At 37.9% G+C, this 18,245-nt stretch carries 15 protein-coding genes; 5 read left to right on the top strand and 10 right to left on the bottom strand.

Annotated features, from left to right (window positions below; genetic code table 11):
• Window positions 1-91: 91 nt before the first annotated feature.
• The 4 genes from LX69_RS09510 (at window position 92) to LX69_RS09495 (ending at window position 7,072) form a co-directional block, all read left to right on the top strand.
• The gene (locus LX69_RS09510) at window positions 92-1,168 is read left to right on the top strand and encodes a DUF6371 domain-containing protein (RefSeq protein WP_111445788.1); all 1,077 of its coding nucleotides are present in this window, start codon (window positions 92-94) and stop codon (window positions 1,166-1,168) included.
• A gap of 216 nt (window positions 1,169-1,384) precedes the next feature.
• Window positions 1,385-4,312 carry a restriction endonuclease gene (locus tag LX69_RS09505; RefSeq protein WP_111445787.1) on the top strand — a complete coding sequence of 976 codons (2,928 nt, stop codon included), beginning with the start codon at window positions 1,385-1,387 and terminating at the stop codon, window positions 4,310-4,312.
• A gap of 7 nt (window positions 4,313-4,319) precedes the next feature.
• A complete protein-coding gene (dinD, locus tag LX69_RS09500; RefSeq protein WP_111445786.1) occupies window positions 4,320-5,159 on the top strand; it encodes a DNA damage-inducible protein D in 840 nt (279 codons plus the stop codon).
• Between the two features lie 11 nt (window positions 5,160-5,170).
• On the top strand, window positions 5,171-7,072 hold the full coding sequence (locus tag LX69_RS09495; protein WP_221621329.1) for a site-specific DNA-methyltransferase: 1,902 nt from the start codon (window positions 5,171-5,173) through the stop codon (window positions 7,070-7,072).
• A 238-nt stretch (window positions 7,073-7,310) separates the two neighbouring features.
• On the opposite strand, the gene LX69_RS09490 is transcribed toward LX69_RS09495, so the two are convergent.
• The 6 genes from LX69_RS09490 to LX69_RS09465 all read right to left on the bottom strand — a co-directional run bounded on the left by LX69_RS09490 (window position 7,311) and on the right by LX69_RS09465 (window position 11,536).
• On the bottom strand, window positions 7,311-7,823 hold the full coding sequence (locus tag LX69_RS09490) for a hypothetical protein (RefSeq protein WP_111445784.1): 513 nt from the start codon (window positions 7,821-7,823) through the stop codon (window positions 7,311-7,313).
• Between the two features lie 9 nt (window positions 7,824-7,832).
• The gene (locus LX69_RS09485) at window positions 7,833-8,621 is read right to left on the bottom strand and encodes a hypothetical protein (RefSeq protein WP_146260702.1); all 789 of its coding nucleotides are present in this window, start codon (window positions 8,619-8,621) and stop codon (window positions 7,833-7,835) included.
• Between the two features lie 22 nt (window positions 8,622-8,643).
• Window positions 8,644-9,273, bottom strand: coding sequence for a hypothetical protein (locus LX69_RS09480; RefSeq protein ID WP_111445782.1), 630 nt, complete (start codon window positions 9,271-9,273; stop codon window positions 8,644-8,646).
• Window positions 9,274-9,305: 32 nt separating this feature from the next.
• Complete coding sequence (locus LX69_RS09475; protein ID WP_111445781.1) at window positions 9,306-9,953, bottom strand: hypothetical protein; 648 nt, start codon at window positions 9,951-9,953, stop codon at window positions 9,306-9,308.
• Between the two features lie 42 nt (window positions 9,954-9,995).
• Window positions 9,996-10,268 (bottom strand): RtcB family protein, encoded by a 273-nt coding sequence (locus LX69_RS09470; protein WP_245934991.1) that lies wholly within the window; start codon window positions 10,266-10,268, stop codon window positions 9,996-9,998.
• Between the two features lie 350 nt (window positions 10,269-10,618).
• Window positions 10,619-11,536 carry an RtcB family protein gene (locus LX69_RS09465; protein ID WP_111445779.1) on the bottom strand — a complete coding sequence of 306 codons (918 nt, stop codon included), beginning with the start codon at window positions 11,534-11,536 and terminating at the stop codon, window positions 10,619-10,621.
• A 94-nt stretch (window positions 11,537-11,630) separates the two neighbouring features.
• Here LX69_RS09465 and LX69_RS09460 point away from each other — a divergent pair, with 94 nt between their 5' ends.
• Complete coding sequence (locus LX69_RS09460) at window positions 11,631-12,686, top strand: helix-turn-helix transcriptional regulator (protein ID WP_111445778.1); 1,056 nt, start codon at window positions 11,631-11,633, stop codon at window positions 12,684-12,686.
• A 111-nt stretch (window positions 12,687-12,797) separates the two neighbouring features.
• Here the strand turns inward: LX69_RS09460 and LX69_RS09455 are convergent, their stop codons facing one another.
• From LX69_RS09455 to LX69_RS09440, 4 genes are all read right to left on the bottom strand, one after another.
• Window positions 12,798-13,556: a metallophosphoesterase gene (locus LX69_RS09455; protein WP_111445777.1), complete on the bottom strand. Its 759-nt coding sequence runs from the start codon at window positions 13,554-13,556 to the stop codon at window positions 12,798-12,800.
• A 486-nt stretch (window positions 13,557-14,042) separates the two neighbouring features.
• Window positions 14,043-15,455, bottom strand: a complete 1,413-nt coding sequence (locus LX69_RS09450) for a sensor histidine kinase (RefSeq protein ID WP_111445776.1) — start codon at window positions 15,453-15,455, stop codon at window positions 14,043-14,045.
• A complete protein-coding gene (locus tag LX69_RS09445; protein WP_111445775.1) occupies window positions 15,452-16,105 on the bottom strand; it encodes a hypothetical protein in 654 nt (217 codons plus the stop codon). Before LX69_RS09445 ends, LX69_RS09450 begins: the two co-directional genes overlap by 4 nt.
• 404 nt (window positions 16,106-16,509) lie before the next feature.
• Complete coding sequence (locus LX69_RS09440; protein WP_245934990.1) at window positions 16,510-18,000, bottom strand: amidophosphoribosyltransferase; 1,491 nt, start codon at window positions 17,998-18,000, stop codon at window positions 16,510-16,512.
• Window positions 18,001-18,245 lie beyond the last annotated feature (245 nt).

Genomic DNA, 18,245 nt, shown 5'->3' with positions numbered 1-18,245 from the left:
ATGGCACGTGGCATTTGTGGCATTTGTGGCATTTTGAAACGTTGTGAGTGCCACAAATGCCAAGAATGCCACGTGCTAAATGTTTTTAAATATGAATCACCAATATATTTTAGAGCCTTACAAGGGGCTGAATTCCCGTTTTCATTGTCCCCAATGTGATAAGAAGAATGTTTTCACCCGATACATTGACACTGAAACGGGTCAATACATCAACGCCAATGTTGGCAGGTGTAACAGAGAGAGTAATTGTGGCTATCATTACAAGCCCAAGCAGTACTTTGCCGATAATCACATAACGGGAGACACAAGAGATAAAAAAACTCTCCAACCAAGCCCTAATGCGATTTTAAAGAAAAAAGCAGTCAGTTATATTGACAATTCGATTTTTAACGCCAGTTTAAAAGGGTATGGCGATAACTGTTTTGTAAGTTACCTTGTTCATTTGTTCGGACGTGAAAAAATGGATGAAGTAATCCGGACTTATGCAATTGGGACATCAAAACATTGGGATGGTGCAACCGTCTTTTGGCAAATTGATAACAGTGGAAAAATACGCACAGGAAAAATCATGTTGTATGACCCAATAGTCGGAAAGCGTGTCAAAGAACCGTTTAGTCATATTACTTGGGTGCATAGTGCATTGAAAATAAAAGATTTTGATTTGCAGCAATGCTTCTTTGGTGAGCACCTGTTAAAAGAACGATCAAAACCCGTGGCCATTGTGGAGAGTGAAAAAACAGCCATTATTGCAAGTATTTATTTCCCTGAATTTATATGGCTTGCAACAGGAAGTCTTTCAAATTTGACGATTGGAAAATGCAGTGTTCTCAAAAATAGAGATGTTGTTTTGTTTCCCGATTTAAAGGGGTACGGAAAATGGCACGAAAAATCTATAGAGTTATCTGCCATTACGAAATTTGTGGTTTCTGATTTTTTGGAGCAAAGAGCGACCATTGAGGAACATCGTCAGGGATTAGATTTAGCTGATTATTTGGTTCGGTTCAATTTTCAGCAATTCAAAAATGAAAGATCGGAGCAACCTACTTTACCATTAGAGAAAAAGCAAAATAAGAATGACGGTGCATTGATTTATACTTATGGCGAATTGTTTGATTTTGTGAAACTCAATTGTCCTAAATTGTATTCTCGAATGGTTGAAAATAGATAAGGATTAAACAAACAAGGTATAAATGTTAAAAATAGCACATTTACAAGCTAAAACGCCTTGATTGATGGATCAGATTGCAAAAGAGTTGTTTTATTGCCGATGTTCTTAAACCCACCACACCTGAAAACTCGCTGAAAAGTATTTATATTGCCATAAAAGGAAAGATAAACAAAGACAAATTGGTATTTTAGCGATTTAAATTTTCAGAGAGATTAAATGGCTACAAAAACAGAAACAAAACAGTTTCAATATGAAATACAAGCCTATCAGGAGGACTGCGTAAACAACATTATCAGTCTTTTTGAAAGCCTACGCCAAAAAGCAAATTTTGGTGATGTGCTGACAGCACACCATAATAAAAACAAATACAAGTTTCCAGTTCAAGACAACAATAACATTGATATAATGATGGAAACGGGAACGGGGAAAACGTTCACGTTTATCAAGACCATCTTTGAACTGAGCAAAAACTTTGGCTACAAAAAATTTATCGTTCTTATTCCAACTGTTCCAATCCGCGAGGGAACAAAAACAAACATAGAAGACACCAAAAATTACTTTAAGAGTTTCTACGCTAACGAAATAGAAAAGGAAATAGAAACATTTGTTTACGAAGGTGGAAACATTTCTGCGGTAAAACAATTTATCGGCACTTCGCATTTATCGGTTTTAGTTATGACACCAAGCTCTTTTAACAGCCGTGACAACATTTTGAACCGTCCGTTAGAACGAGAGATGAACGCACCTGAATTATTTGTAAATAATCAAGAGCCGCCAAAATCGTATTTGGAATGTTTGAAGCGCTTACATCCGATTGTGATAATGGACGAACCTCACCGTTTTGAGGGCAATGCCTTTAAAACCTATTTTGAGGGTTTTGACAATTACTATTTGCGTTTTGGTGCTACATTCCCCAAGAAGAAAGATAGCTTGCCTTTATCCAACGTGGCGTATGTGTTAGACAGCATTTCTTCTTTCCGACAAAACTTGGTAAAGAAAATTGTGGTTTACACGCAAGACGTAATTGAAAATACAGATACGCTTATTGCTATTGACAACAAAAAAGCCATTGTAAGCACTTTAACCAATGGAATTATTGCAAGACGAGAATTAGGCGTTGGTGCAGTTTTCAACGGCAAAAGCATTAAGAAAATAAACAAAGACACTATTGTTTTAGCGGACGACACCATTGAAAAAGTTGATTATTCTTTGTCGGACGAATCATTGCGGGCAATGATTAAAGAAACCATCAAAATACACTTTGAGAAAGAACAAACATTGTTTGAGCAAGGGGTTAAAGCACTCACTTTGTTTTTTATTGAAAGCGACACCAGTTTGTTTCGTGGCGAAAATCCAAAAGTCAAAAACATATTTGAAGAAGAATACAAAAAGCAATATACTGAGCTGATTAGCAAACTTGACCAAACAAGTGATTACTATAAATACCTGCAAAACGATTTTGACAGCGACAACACGTTGCAGGTTCATAAAGGTTATTTTTCAGGCGACAAGGGAAACGCTGACGAAAAAGTAAAAGCAGGTGTTGATGAAATTCTGAAAGACAAAAAGAAATTGCTTTCGTTTGAAAGTCCTTCACGTTTTATTTTTTCAATTTGGGCTTTGCAAGAAGGTTGGGACAATCCGAATGTTTTTACAATCTGTAAACTATCCAATCAAGGAAGCGATATATCTAAACTTCAACAAATTGGGCGTGGTTTACGCATTTGTGTAAATCAAAATTTGCAACGATACACGCTGAAAAATTTGAATGACGACCAAGAAGCATTTTGGAGAATCAACAACCTTGATGTGGTTGTTTCAAGCAATGAACACGGTTTTGTTGAGGCCATTCAAAATGAAATTTTAAGCAACTCATTCCTACTTTCCGAAACATTTACAGAGCAAGAACTCATTAAGACACTCAAAGAAAAATCGGGTCTTGATGATGATACAGTAGTTGCATTGATTGATGATGTGTTGAAATGCACGAAAATGATTGTTCGTAAGGCTATTGTTGACGGACAAAAGATTTACGAAAAATCGCCAGAGTTTTCAGCGATTCTCAAAGAACAAAATTTGCCAGAAGAACATGTAAAGGCAATTGAAAGCCTGTTTGCAACTGACGCAAACACTTACGTTCAGAAAGCCGAGAAGAAAAAAGAGAAAAAGAAAATTTTCATAAAGACAACGCACTTGCAAGAGTTTCAAAACCTTTGGAACACCATCAATAAAAATGCTTTTTATGTGTTGGAAACTTTGACCGAAGAACAAGAAAGCCAATTGATACAAAATATAAAAACGCAAATAGAAGCCGTTAATATTGAGGAAATTCTGTTGCAGACAATTCGTGCAGAACTTAATGTTAATAAGATTGGCGAACAAGGTGCAATTACAGAAAAACTAACCGATACGGTTTCTTATAGAAGCAAAGTTGATTATTTAGAATTGGTTCGCACGCTATCAAACAACACCAAAACACCTATTGCATTTGTAGTAAAGATTTTCAACGCTTTGAGTGATGATTTCAAAACTAAAATGCTCTGCAATAATCCTGAACAAGCTCAAAGAGAGATTTCCGAAATAATAAACAAGAACTTAATTGCAATGCTTAAAGCAAACATTAAGTATGATGGAATTAACGGAAAAGCATTGCCCAATGTATTCAAAACCGAAACTTCGGCAAGCTCAATTCATAAAGGAAAAACCTATTTAGATACAGGCAGCGTTGGCAAATTTCAAAAAGATATTGCAGGCGATTTTTCTTTGAAAACCAAATGGGTATTTGAAGAAGTGATTGAATACGACAGCGATTTTGAGTTGGAAATTGTGGAGCAAGACCCCGACATTGACAGCATTGAAATTTTCGGCAAACTGCCACGCCTGAAAATCAAAACGCCTTTGGGCGATTACAACCCCGACTTTTGCTATGCTATTAAAAGTACAGAAGGCAACAAAATATTCCTAGTAGTGGAAGCCAAAGGCTATAAATCGTCAACGGCAATACCTGTTGATGAAAAAGGGAAAATTGATTTTGCCAAAAAGTATTTTGAGGCATTGGGCGAGCATTATAAAGACGAGAACATAAAAATTTCATTTAAAGAACGTATCAATAAAACGCAATTAGCGGCTTTGATAAAATCATAATCCAGCTATGAAAAAAGATATTGTATATAAATTGACTGAAAATTTTGAGGATTTTCTTCACAATACTGAAGATGGTATCGAATTTTGGTTAGCCAGAGATTTACAGCATTTGTTGGGTTATGGTAAATGGGATAATTTTCAGAATGTAATTAGTAAAGCCAAAACAGCCTGTGAAATTTCAGGTCAAGATATAGCAGACCATTTTGCCGACGTCGGGAAAATGGTTGATATTGGTTCGGGGGCGCAAAAAGAGATTGACGATGTGATGCTTACACGTTTTGCGTGTTACTTAATAGCACAAAATGGTGACCCTCGAAAAGAACAAATTGCTTTTGCTCAAACCTATTTTGCTGTTCAAACAAGAAAAGCAGAACTCATTGAGCAAAAATTATTAGAACTAGAACGGGTACAAGCCCGAAACAAATTGGCCGAAACAGAAAAAGAACTCTCGCATGTGATTTTTGAACAAACCGGCGGCAACCAAAACTTTGCATTGATTAGAAGCAAAGGCGACCAAGCTTTATTTAATAAAACCACACAGCAAATGAAGGATAAATGGGGAATCAAAAACAAACCATTGGCCGATTTTATGCCCACCATTTTGCTAAAAGCCAAAGATTTTGCCACAGAGATTACCATTTTTAATGCCAAACAAAAACAAATGAAAACCGAAGGTCAAATTTCTAACGAACATATTACCAATAATAAATCGGTTAGAAATACGCTAATCTCTCGCGGAATTGTGCCCGAGAATTTACCACCCGAGGAAGATGTGAAAAAACTGGAACGGAAAATCAAATCTGAAGAAGTAAAATCACTAAAAGAAAACAAGGGGTTCAAAAATTAAAGAGAAGAATGATGAATGATTTTATACAAGCCGGCTATACGGTTGTTGGCACAGAAAACAACGAAAATAAATTGTTGAGTTTTTTAAAAGAAAACTACCCCAACGTAATACGCGACACCGAAATAAACATAGAAGAACTGAAAGCCGTTTTGGGTTTACCCATCGACGAAAAGGTAAACGGCTACGGATTGAACTTTGTGGGCAGAAACTTTGCCAGAGCTAAATATGCTCAAAAGACAGAAAAGGAATTACGCCTCAATACCACTTTGAGCAAGAATATTGATACAACAGGAAACTTGGTGCTGAAAGGCGACAACCTCGACAGCCTGAAAATCCTGAAAAACCATTATAGCGGAAAAATCAAGTGTATCTACATTGACCCACCATATAATACAAAAAGTGAAGAATTTGTTTACCCTGATAAGTTTGATAAAGAGGAAACCGAAGTTTTGGGTTTGGCAAACCTAAGCGAAAGCGATTTTGCCAGAATGGATTTTAGCTTTAAAACTAAACAAAGCCACAATGGTTGGTTGGCTTTTATGTATCCACGCCTATTACTAGCTAGAGATTTATTAAGCAAAGAAGGTGTTATTTTTATTAGCATTGACGATAACGAACAAGCCAACCTTAAACTACTTTGTGATGACATTTTTGGTGAAGAGAATTTTAGTAGTTCGATTATTATTAATTCAACGCCTAATGCTAGAAACTATGGCCATGTGGCTAAAATGCATGAATACTGTTTAATGTATTGTAAAGACCTGTATTCGACAGAAACATATGAACTCGTTGATGAAAAAAGGACATTTAAATACAGTGATTCAGTTGGCGAATTCAATATACACCCGCTTTACAATAGTGATGAATCATTTCACATTGGCAATCGAAAAAATTTATACTACCCTTTCTATATCGATATAAATAGCGGAGATAAAGACAATTTTTATAAAATTTCTTTAGAGAAAAACGAAGTATACACTAAAGAAGTATATCCTCCCTTGTCTTCTAAAAATAAGATACAATTTGTTTGGCGGTGGGGAAAAGAAAAAGCAAGTAAAAATCTAAATATAGAAATTACTGGCTATTTGACAGAAGAAAATGAATTTAGAATAGTTAGAAAAATGAGGCATACTTCAAAAATAGCACGTTCAATTTTTCAAGATTCTTCTTTTTCAGGAAGAAAAGGAACTGCTGAAGTTGAAGGACTTTTTGAAAATAAAGTTTTTGATTACCCTAAGCCTTTACAGCTTTTAAAGACCGTTCTAAATATTGGTGCTGAAGAAAATGACATCATTCTTGATTTCTTTGCAGGCTCAGGAACAACCGGGCACGCAGTAATGCAACTGAATGCAGAAGACGGAGGAAACCGTAAATTTATATTGTGCCAATTAGATGAACCTATTAAAAAAGACAAACCTGCTTACAAGTTTTGTATTGATAATAATTTGCCCCCAGTAATATCAAGCATTACCATAGAACGCCTAAAACGCGCAGGAGAAAAAATTGCAAAAGAAATAGAAGAGGACAACAGTAAAAACGGAATGTTTGAGGAGCATAAAAAACAAGCTCCCGACCTTGGTTATACGGTATTTGACAGCACAGAAGCACCAAAGCTAAAAGTTGATGACAAAGGACAGATTGCAATAACTGAAAATGATACGGATGCAATGAGCCGTATTTACAATATGATTTTCACCGTTGGTTTAGACGAGCCAACACAGGTTCCCGAAGAAGTGGTGAAAGATTGCATTTACAAAATTGGCAACCATTATTATATAACCAACAGCCAGAAAATAACCAGTGATGATTATTCAAGTGCCATTAAAAACGGCAAAGTATTTATTGACGGTTGGACAGCGAGTTTGAATGGAACATTACAGAATTACAAAGAAGACGTGAAAATAGTATTTTAGAAAAAATGCGATGAACTACCAATCCGTCACTTGGTAGTTCATCGCATTAATTGGTCGGCAAATCCGACACTCAAACCATATCTATAAAGAAACAGGATTGTAAAAACAGCAAGGCGTGATGTTAAAAATTAAGGCTCAAAGGGATAAATAAAAGCCTTGAAGAATTACCTGTGGCTTCAATTGCCACAAACAGTAATTTTCAAGACTTTAACACAAATTACTATGAGCAACACAAAATTCAATCCCACCAATCCCAAATCTGCTCACACATAATATCAAAGGCCTTTCGAAGATCGTCTTTTCGCTGCTGTTCAGCTATTTCATGCAGCGTTGCATAAACCGCCTTTGCTTCTTCTAATTTTTCAGGTGCTACATCCGACCAATCAGTTGCAAATCGACTGTTAGAAGAGTTTTCAATTTTCTCAAAACAATGTTTTACCTTTCCGTACCTAATATTAAAATCATCAATCAAAGCAAATAAATAATTGTCGCCAACTATTTTTTCGAGATACGCTTCCGTTTCGGCAATTTTCCGAATCTTTTCGGCAACTGCTTCTTTTTCACACAAACTATTTTTTTGAATATACTCACGGGTCATACGAAGTTTAAAGCGTAGTAAATCTAAAATATAGCTATAATCCCAATCGTAATTGGTTTGCATAAAACGTGCATATTTTTTCTTTCTAATCCGTTCCTGTTTTGAGCGAGCAAACGCTACTTTTCGTTTAACAGGCTTTGTTTCATTTTTCATAAAATATATCTACTTTGTTTTTAGATACTTCTCTATAATTGATGATTTAAATTTCTTGACATTTGCACCATACTGACCATTGACTGTTTTTAAAATATCAGAAACAAAACGCAATTGTTCTTCAATTGACATGACTTCATAATTCAATGGCATAAAATCGTAGATTGGTGTTTTAACCATTTTGATGTCTTCAGGCAGGATATTGTCATTTATCACATATTTTATATTCAACTTTTTAAGCTCTTCTTTGTCTGTTACACCGGGGAAATCATAGCTAAAGTGGGGGTTGAGTGAAAAAATCAGATTTTGAAATTCAATGGTACTCAAAGACATTAGATGATCGATCAGCTGTTTTCCTTTTATTTGCAGCAAGTCCTGAAGTTTACTTTTATATGAATACTCTTCCCATTCATAAAATTGGTAAACTTCAGAATCAACAAAGTTCAAAAAACCGTAGTAAAAGGCTTTCACCAATTGCTTTGGGTCAACCCAATCAGTGATATGTATTTTATCTTCGTAACATTCAGAAACAGTAAAAACAAACCGATTATATCCCAAACGAGAATAATCAAATTTAAACTCATTGCCTTCATTGTCAAAATCAAATGAACATTGCTTAACGCCCAACGAAATTGCTTCAAGCCATGCTTTTAACTCTAAAATGGGATCAAACACGTTTGAAAAGCGATTTTCGAAAGTCTGCTTTCCAACGGTAATTTTAAAATTCATCCATCCAGAGTTCACATCTAAAAATTCAACGGATACGTTGTTTGCGCCATTGTATGCTGTTAGTTTCATATCTGTTGTTTGTGTTGTACTATTAAAAATTGTCATATTTGGTATAGAGCCAAACATCATCGAAAGTATTACAGCCCTCGATTACTACTGTAAACCCCTCAATATCTATCACTTTAAGACTACGCATTAGTTCATTTCTCAATTGCGCATCATCAATTTCTTGTTTCAAACGATACGCTGACTGCTTCTTTAATCGTTGAGTCATCAACTCCACTTCATCACCCATAATTCTATCAACAATTCTGATTTTGCCCCTATATTCAACGGTTGCAAAAAGTATCATACAAACAGAAACATCAGCCGACTGAATCGTTACAAATTGTTTTGGAATACGCACAAAATGCGGCATATAACAATCGCCATACTGATAACCAACAGGCTGTTTATTATTATTGAAAACATTCAGCACAGAACCATCTGCCCCACAGCATCCGATATACCGACTTGTAAAATCCACATTTTTAAGATCCTGTTCACACACTGCCCAATCATCGATTTGAGAAATATGGTTGTCGATTTGAGATAAGTTCACAATCCCATTTAGAGGCAGAAAATTGATTTGGTCATGTTTACACAACAAGCGTTGATTGTTTACTTCAAAAAGCCAATCAGTCAAAGGAATATTGTTTAAATCAAATAGTCTGTGTTTCATGAGATTAGTTATATTTATATATCAAAAGGAATTTAAAAACTTATATCTTCATCATAAATCACTTCATATTTTCCGCTACCTGCATATATGATACGATTTTTAAACCTCTCGAAAAATTGAAACATCTCTTTTTGAAATTCCTCCACAAACAAGGTGAATTGACCAAAATCAGTATCCATCATAAGCCCAACAGAAGCATGTTCACCATCATTTGAAACAAAATAACGAGAAGGTATAGTTATTTGAATTTCAACTTGTTCTTCCAATAATGGCAAGAACATCTTCATTGTCTCATTGTAGGATTTTTTTATTGTTTCTCCATTTTCTTGTTGCACCAAACAAGATCGTCCTTCCCACCTTTTTTCTTTTTCTTCCCTTATGTTTTCCCATGTCTTAATATTGAATCTGATATTGGGAGGTTCTTCGTTTTCTATTTCATATCCCTTTCGGGTTTTAAGAATCTTGATAAAGTAATCCATCAACCAATCAAAGTCATTTCTGCAATCGCTAACAATAAGTTTTCCATTGAAATTATTGACATAATACTCGCCAATGAGTTCCCGATTAAACAAAGGGATTCCATTAATGAGAAAATCCATTTGATATTCAATTTCATCACATTCGTTTAAATCGAAATAGGTTATTTCTATCTCTATATTATTTGCTTTTAAGATTGCCATGAACTAATTTTTAAACCATCCTCATAATTGTTACACTAAATATTATCCCTTTACCACAGCCAATGGTTCCAGTTCAACTTTAATTGCAACTAAGTCGGACTGATTTTTCATCACTACATCAATGTCTTTATAAGCCCCGGTGGCTTCATCAAGATCCTTTCGGGAACGAATGGCGTGAATAATGCCTTTTTCATTTAATCGGTTAATCTCATAATCAAGATCAAGCTCTTTTTGCGCCTGTTGCCTTCCCATTTTTCGTCCTGCACCATGCGAACAAGATTCAAAGCTTTCAGGATTTCCAAGCCCCTCAACAATATATGATTTAGCCCATTTTGCAGCTATCCTAAAGCCAGCGCCTGTATTTCAATGAATTGTTCATTTTCGAGTTCGGATTTGTGTACTACAGATTTTCGCTTTGTAAAGGTAGCGTAATGACGCTAGCTCTCCACTAAACACGGTAATAACCGCTATAGATTCCCGTTTCGGGGTTGGTGCGCATGGATACTTTGAAATACATGCCCCAAAGTAAACATGTAAACCGCTGATATACAATACCCCCTTGTGTACTACAAATGATTTTTCGAAAATTCAGACACTGATTATCAATGTATTACAAAAGCAAATAGAGCAAAAGAGCCTATTTTGAGGTGAAAAAAGGTGTTTTTTTAATGAATTTTGGATGGAAAGCTGCAAGATGGGTTAGACCCCTGTGAACCGGGAATGATGCCCCATTCTCCCTTTCGAGCACGAGTGGCACCTTTGCGGTGCACCAATACATTGATGTTATAATGATGTTCCCATGCTGCAAAATTGTGTGTCTTATTTATCATCTCACCAAACTCAACCCGACCCTTTAACACATCAATAAATGCATGTTGAATGCGTTGCATCATCAGTTTACGGTTAGCTAAGGCAAACTCGATGCAATAGTTCATCTCGGCCGTATAAGCATGTGCCTCGTCCGTTTCAATAGGTAAAAAGGCCAAATCCCATTGGGCTGGCACATTGGTATGCCAACGTTCATTCAACTTCTTTGCGATTGTATTATAATGTTCGGCAACCGTTTTCCCCAAATTTCGACTACCGGAATGAATCATCACCCAAATGAAACCATCTGAGCCTCTCTGTATTTCAATAAAATGATTGCCCCCACCCAATGTCCCTAACTGAAAGGAAGCATTTTTGAATTGTCGGGTAATAATTTCAGGGTGTTTTTGAAATTTGGGCATCAGCGATAAATCTTGTTGCTCGCTATGCCAGTTGCGCCCAACCGGAATGGTTTTGCGTATTGAAGACAGAATGGCTTTTAGGTTCTCGGAATCAAGATCGTCAACATTTGTTTTCAGTGCACACATTCCGCAACCAATATCCACACCAACAGCATTGGGAATGATAACCCCCTTAGTTGCCAATACCGAACCAATGGGCATGCCATACCCCGAGTGGGCATCGGGCATTATTGATATGTGATGAAATGCAAATGGTAAATTGGCCAGGTTACGGGCTTGCGAGAGGGCATTGGGCTCAATATCTTCTAACCAAAGTTTGATGGGATGCAGTTCGGTTGAAATAATCGTTTTCATCTTTCTTTGTAATTAATGATACAAAGCTCGGATGGTACTACGCAATCTTTTTGCGCAGTTGAAAATATTTTAATATTTTTCACAAAAAAAATGTATGCCAATCAATCGCAATGCATTAATCCGCTATACCACCATCGACAGGTGCCTACGTAACCGCTACCGGAAATGGACTTTGGAGGATTTGACAGAAGCTTGTTCCAATGCCCTATACGAGTTCGAAGGCATTGACAAAGGGATCAGCCGACGCACAATACAACTTGACATACAGAATATGCGGAGTGAAAAAATGGGGTACAATGCCCCTATAATGGTTATTGATAAAAAATACTACACCTACGATGACCCGGAGTATTCCATCACCCAATTACCCATTTCTAGCAATGATTTACACAAATTGAATGAAGCCATTGAAATTTTAAAACAGTTTCAGGCATTCAGTCATTTTAAGGACATGACAGGCCTGATTCACAAACTTGAAAACAAAGTCCATACAGAACAAAATCAGTCAAAATCAATCATCCATCTTGATAAAAACGAAAACCTTAAAGGGCTTGAACATTTAAATGGTCTCTATCAATCTATTTTAAAACGCATAGTGATTGAAGTCAATTACCAATCCTTTAAATCAAAAAACAGCCAATCTTTTATCATCAATCCCTATCTTCTAAAGGAATTCAACAACCGTTGGTTTTTAGTGGGTTATAACTTTCGTATAAAATTAATTCAGACATTAGCGTTAGATCGGATTAGTAGTTTCAAAACCATTGCACACCTTAAATTTTATGAAAAAAAAGATTTTGATGCAGATAAGTACTACAAAGACATTATAGGTGTTACGGTCAACGAAGGACTTTTGCCTCGCCAGATAAGATTTTGGGTCAGCAAGCCCAATGCTCCGTACGTGGTAACGAAACCGTTTCACAGTTCGCAAGTAATAGAATCGGAAAACGAAAACGGAACCATCTTCTCGATTAAGGTGATTCCGAATTTTGAACTTGAAAGGATGATTTTAGGATTTGGTGCCGACATTGAGGTACTTTCTCCCCCTTCGCTCAGAGAAAAAATCGCGGAAATAATCCATAATGCAGGGGAAAATTATAAAGAAATGGGTGGTTCTAACAAACAGCATGACAAAACTGACCCTTTATGACGCTGTTAAGGCCAACAATAGCGCCAAAGAGCTTACATTATGCCTATCAAATCCTATGGAAAGTGCTGTTGATGCTTAATTGTAGGCACGACAAGGCCATGATATCACAATTCAAATCTTAATGCATTTGGTCGGATTGAAATCAAAATGCTCGCCATAGGAAACATATCCCAGTTGATTTGTTGACAATACTGTTTTTCCTATTGTAAAATCCGGAGTATTGCTATGTATATGTCCATAAATCCATGCTTCTGGCTTATTGGCATTAATCATATCTTCCAATTCAACAGCAAAAGCATCGTTCAGTGCATCACCTTTGTATCGCTCTGGATAATTTTTAAAAGTAGGCACATGATGAGTAACAACAACTTTTTTGAATCCATCGGAAACGGTCAATTCATGAGCAATAAAATCACGGCACTGTTGATGTAAGGCATTAAACCGTGAAATAGAAAGGACTGAATCGTCTTCACCTATTAAATGAAAATCATTCAATTTTCTTTTTACAACTTGTTTATTGGTTGACGATATGTTCGCCCATAGAGTTGAGAAGATGAATTTTACATCATCGTGAAGCACAGAAACATTATTCACTAAAAAGACATTTTCACGTACAGCTTCTTTAAACCAACTTCCTTTACAATCTATATCCGAATGATAATATTCATGGTTCCCGGGCACCCAGTATGTGAACTTGAAATTGGCAGACAGATAATCAAAAAAACGGACATGGTTTTTCATTCCTGCAAAAGTAACAACGTCACCAGCCAACAAGAGGATTTCTCCTTGTGGCAATATTGGATGTTCGACTAAAAATGATTTGTTATCATTAAAGTCAAGATGCAGGTCAGATGCGTATTGTATCGTCATCAAAAGATATTGGTTTGTTCTTCAAATATAATTTAAAACCCCTATTTATAAATGAATTATCAAATACATCTTGTGATATTTGAATATATTTAAGCATCAAAAGAAGTAACAGACATCAATAAGGTGCAATAGATTTCACACTCAAATTTGTACCCTATTTGTACCTTCCACTTACAAACACCTGACATAGTGCACTGTTTATTTTATGTATCGGAAAGTAAGCCAGGTGATTGACGCACAAAAAAAAACGGTCAACTAGAGATTCATCAGCTCCAATTGCTGCCAATGATGAATGCCGGTAATTATAAAATAACAGTGTAAGAAATAAACGCTGAGGCGCTAAGACGCTGATTTGGTTTGGGTTTAAACATAAATGTATATAACTCAAACGTGCTATATAGCAAACACATAAGATAGCGCGACATGAAGTTTTTTTCACACAACAACCCCATCGCGTTTTTCGAGCAAGTTATCAATGAATAAGAATTAATTCATTGGAAACAGACACCGGAACGCACTACCCTTTTTAGGCTTACTGTCAACCAAAATAACCCCGCCGTGCATGTCAATGAATTCTTTGCACAAAAGTAACCCCAGACCGGTGCCCTGCTCGTTGGCAGTTCCTTTGACAGTTGCGTTGTGAGCAATTTTGAAAAGCGCAACGACCGTTTCATGCGCCATGCCAATACCGTTATCGGTCACTGCAATCTCAGCACACTCGCCGCACTCGTGAATCACATTACGTGCGGTCAGTTCAATTTTGCCATTGGCATGTGTATATTTAATGGCATTGGCAACCAAGTTACGAATGATGGTTTCGAACATATTACGATCGGCAAACACCCTGAAATCATAAGGCACATGATTTTCGACCACAATCTGTTTTTTTCGAGCCATTTGTCTAAGAACCATCAATTCCCCTTCGACGCATTCATAAGCCAGGTGCCATGCAGGCATATACACGATGGCTTTGTTTTGAGCCCGAGCCCAAGTGAGCAAATTATCGAGAAGCCCATGGGTGTGCTTGACGCACTCATTGATGGTCTCAACACATTTTCGACGTTGCTCATGATTCAAATTCCTATCAGCCACTAATAAATCCGACAAGCCCCAGATAGAACCAATGGGATTTCTTAAATCGTGGGCAATAATTCCCAGAAACCGATCCTTGGTGGCATTAGACTTATTCAACTCACGATTCTTTAATTCAATTTCCTCTTTAATCTGATGAGCCTCAATTGCTTTTTGCTCCAGACGTTTATTAATCCTGAGTGTTTCAGCATACAAAGAACGCGTCTTCTCCTGTTCCTGTTTCAACAAAGCATTGGCCACAAAAAGACGAAAGCGAAGCGAATACTGAATGCGATTGATCACAAATCCGATCATCACGATGGGTAAAATATCGGCTAACACCACCCACTCAGATGGAGATGGTCGTCCCACCACAAACAATAGGATGCCAAACACCAACAACGGGAGAGCGTAAATCGCCAATGAGAGATTGAATTTCAGTTTAGCATCCAAGGACACCAAAAAAACGACCAGGAGAGCACCCGAAACACTTGGTGCAAGCGCATCAGTATGTAAATGAATCAAACAAATGGCATACATCATCATTTGAACAGCCATGTAAAGACCCAGATACAAGCCCATTTTAAACCGCGCATAACGAATGGGGAAAGAGACATTTACCACAAGCAACACCAGAGAGAGCAACAAGGGAACCAAACGAGCAACAGCAGCCCATTGGTTCATGCGAATAAACCAATCGGAATAGAGATAAAAACACAACACAGCAATGGTCAATCCCATAATCAGCGTGAGATTCTTCAGAGAGATCTGCACCAGATAATCCTGAAATCGGGCTTTCAGATTGGTTGTGTATATTCTATTTTTCATGGTCGTATAAATGCGATGGGAATTTCAGCTCCCAACCAAGCTCTTTTCAAGAGGCCAACAGAAAGCTTTTCGGAAAAATCAACGGGCATATAACTGTTCACCGGATGAATGTGGCAAAGCAACCCCAGTTTCATATAAGTATAAGCAGCCAATTCACTGCAAAACATGGTATCCAACGATGTCTTTTCATGAAAAATACGTCCTTTAGTCGGATTGAGAAACTCATGGAACGTATCGGGAAAAACAGCGGAATGAATGGTAGGAATCAAAGCTTTAAAACGCTGAAAAAAAACATCATCCCGGTCGGTATACAAATGACGAACGGCGCATTTACTATCCTCACCATGAGAAAAATTATACATCAACCTTTCGGACAAACGCACCAGCATAGGACCAGACTTGGGTTTTCGCAAAATCAGGTCAGTCACAGGAGTTGGAGAGTCAGACTCCCAGAACAAAATATCATCATCCCCCACATCCAAACCAATGTCGCCAGCCTTGACCACAATGCCTACATGCGACCAATCGCAACCTTCGAGTGTTTCGATGCACCGACTGCTCATATGAATGCCATGCATGAGCAATAAATCGCCGGTCATCAAATCGCCTTTAATAGAGTTATAACCAGTGGTTTGCTTTTCGATCAACATATCGTAACAGATGAAAAAATAAAATTTGCACAATCACGGAGTCATCCCTGTGAAAAGAAAGCTGCATTCATCAACGCGTCTCAATGCAGAAAGCGTCATCACTAATGAAAAATAAAAACATTGAGTAACCTTAACGGGTTATAACAGGAACGATTCGATTAAGAAAAACACAATTCGATTGTTAACAAATATAAAAAAACAATTTATCCAACCAACAATAATTTTACGAACAGATACGAAAACAACGTCACAGAACAAAAAAGAGACACGAAAGAAAAATGCGCGATACTTTCGTTTTTAAGAACAGAAAAGTATCGCGCATCATTATAAAAAACACTGATTACTCAGCGATAAATCAGAGTCAGACAGAGCACCAAGCATCTAAACCCAAAAGACACAGCACATTAAAAACACCCTGTTCCATCCCAACAATGGGTACAGAGTTTCTCTTTAGGCAGTCCGATGGCTTCAATTAAATCGTCGAGCCGCTGAAACTTTAAAGAAGTCAAGTTTAAATCTTTACGAATGTGCTCAACCATGGCAGCATACTTAGGGCTATCCGGATCGGAATAGGCACTCAAATCAGCATCTTCACTGCCTTCGAGGTGCAAAATGGCCTTGCGGGTCGCCAAGTCGAGGCTCGACCGGGAGCGACTGAAGTTAAGATATTCACAAGGATAAGTTAATGGCGGGCAGGCAATGCGCATGTGCATCTCCTGAATACCGCCTTCGAGCAATTGCTTGACGTTATCGCGAAGCTGTGTACCACGAACAATGGAGTCATCGAGAAAAACGCCGCGCTTGCCCTTTACCACCGACTCGTTGGTGATGAGTTTCATACGAGCCACAAGGTCGCGTGTTTCCTGGTTTTGAGGCATGAAACTACGAGGCCAGGTAGGCGTGTACTTGGCATAAGGTCGTTTAAAGGGAATGCACTTGGCATTGCTGTATCCCATGGCATGCCCCACACCCGAATCGGGGATGCCCCCGACAAAATCAGCTTGCACATCGTCGTTTTTGGCCAGGGCTTCTCCACAACGAAAACGCGTATCGTCCACATTGATGCGTTCGTAGCACGAGGGGGGGTACCCGTAATAAACCCACAAAAAGGTACAAATCTGCATTTTATCGCCCGGTTTCTGCAATTGCTCATAGCCATTGGCATCCATCCGGACAATTTCGCCGGGACCGAGATAATATTCCGTTTCGTAATCGAGGTTTGGGAAGGCACACGTCTCAAATGTTGCCGCGTAGCCATCGGCATTTTTCCCGATCACAATGGGAGTACGCCCCATTTTATCACGGGCAACAATGATATGCGACTCAGTAAGGATTAACAAAGAACAAGAGCCTTTAATTTGGGCAAAGACATGATTAATCCCCGAAACAAAGTCATCACTTTCGGCAATCAGGCGAGCAACCAACTCGGTGGGATTCACCCCTCCCTGACTGGTTTCAGAAAAAGTACGACGGAGCGCCATACTCTCTTGTTCGAGTTCATCAATATTTGCGATTTTTCCCACGGTGACCACGGCAAAACGGCCCAAATGCGAACTGACCACAATGGGTTGCGCTTCGTAGTCGCTAATGACACCAATGCCGGCACAACCGACAAACTTCTTGATATCATTATCGAACTTATTACGGAAATATCCATCTTCCAGGCTGTGGATGGCTCTCTGAAAGCCCTTTTTCTTGTCGAAAAACGCCATTCCCCCCCGCTTGGTGCCAAGATGAGAATGGTAGTCAGTGCCATAAAACACATCCATTACGCAATCGCGTTTCGAAATCGTCCCAAAAAAACCGCTCATAGTACTCTTCTCTGTATCTAAATAAAAATCAAAATCGTCACACATCAAAAGATATGGGAAGGTACCCGAATCAGAAATTATCATAAAAAAGAAACGATTGGCTTCCTTTAATACTGATCATCAACGCCTACAACCCCATTCTTCGTTCCAAGAGGAATGATTAAAAAACGGCGCAATTTAACCATTCCGAGCGAGAGACAAAAAAAGATTTACACAGAGTCAGAATAAACGCAGAGGCGCGAAGGCGCTGAGTTGGTTTGAATATGTAGATTGCGTTTAAATATGAAAGCAGATAACTCAGCATTTAATCATCGTCCACAACTTAACGA

Source organism: Breznakibacter xylanolyticus, assembly GCF_003254275.1.
GTDB classification, from domain to species: domain Bacteria; phylum Bacteroidota; class Bacteroidia; order Bacteroidales; family Marinilabiliaceae; genus Breznakibacter; species Breznakibacter xylanolyticus.
The sequence above is the reverse complement of the archived record's forward strand: the minus strand, read 5'-3'. Positions and strand labels throughout refer to the sequence as shown.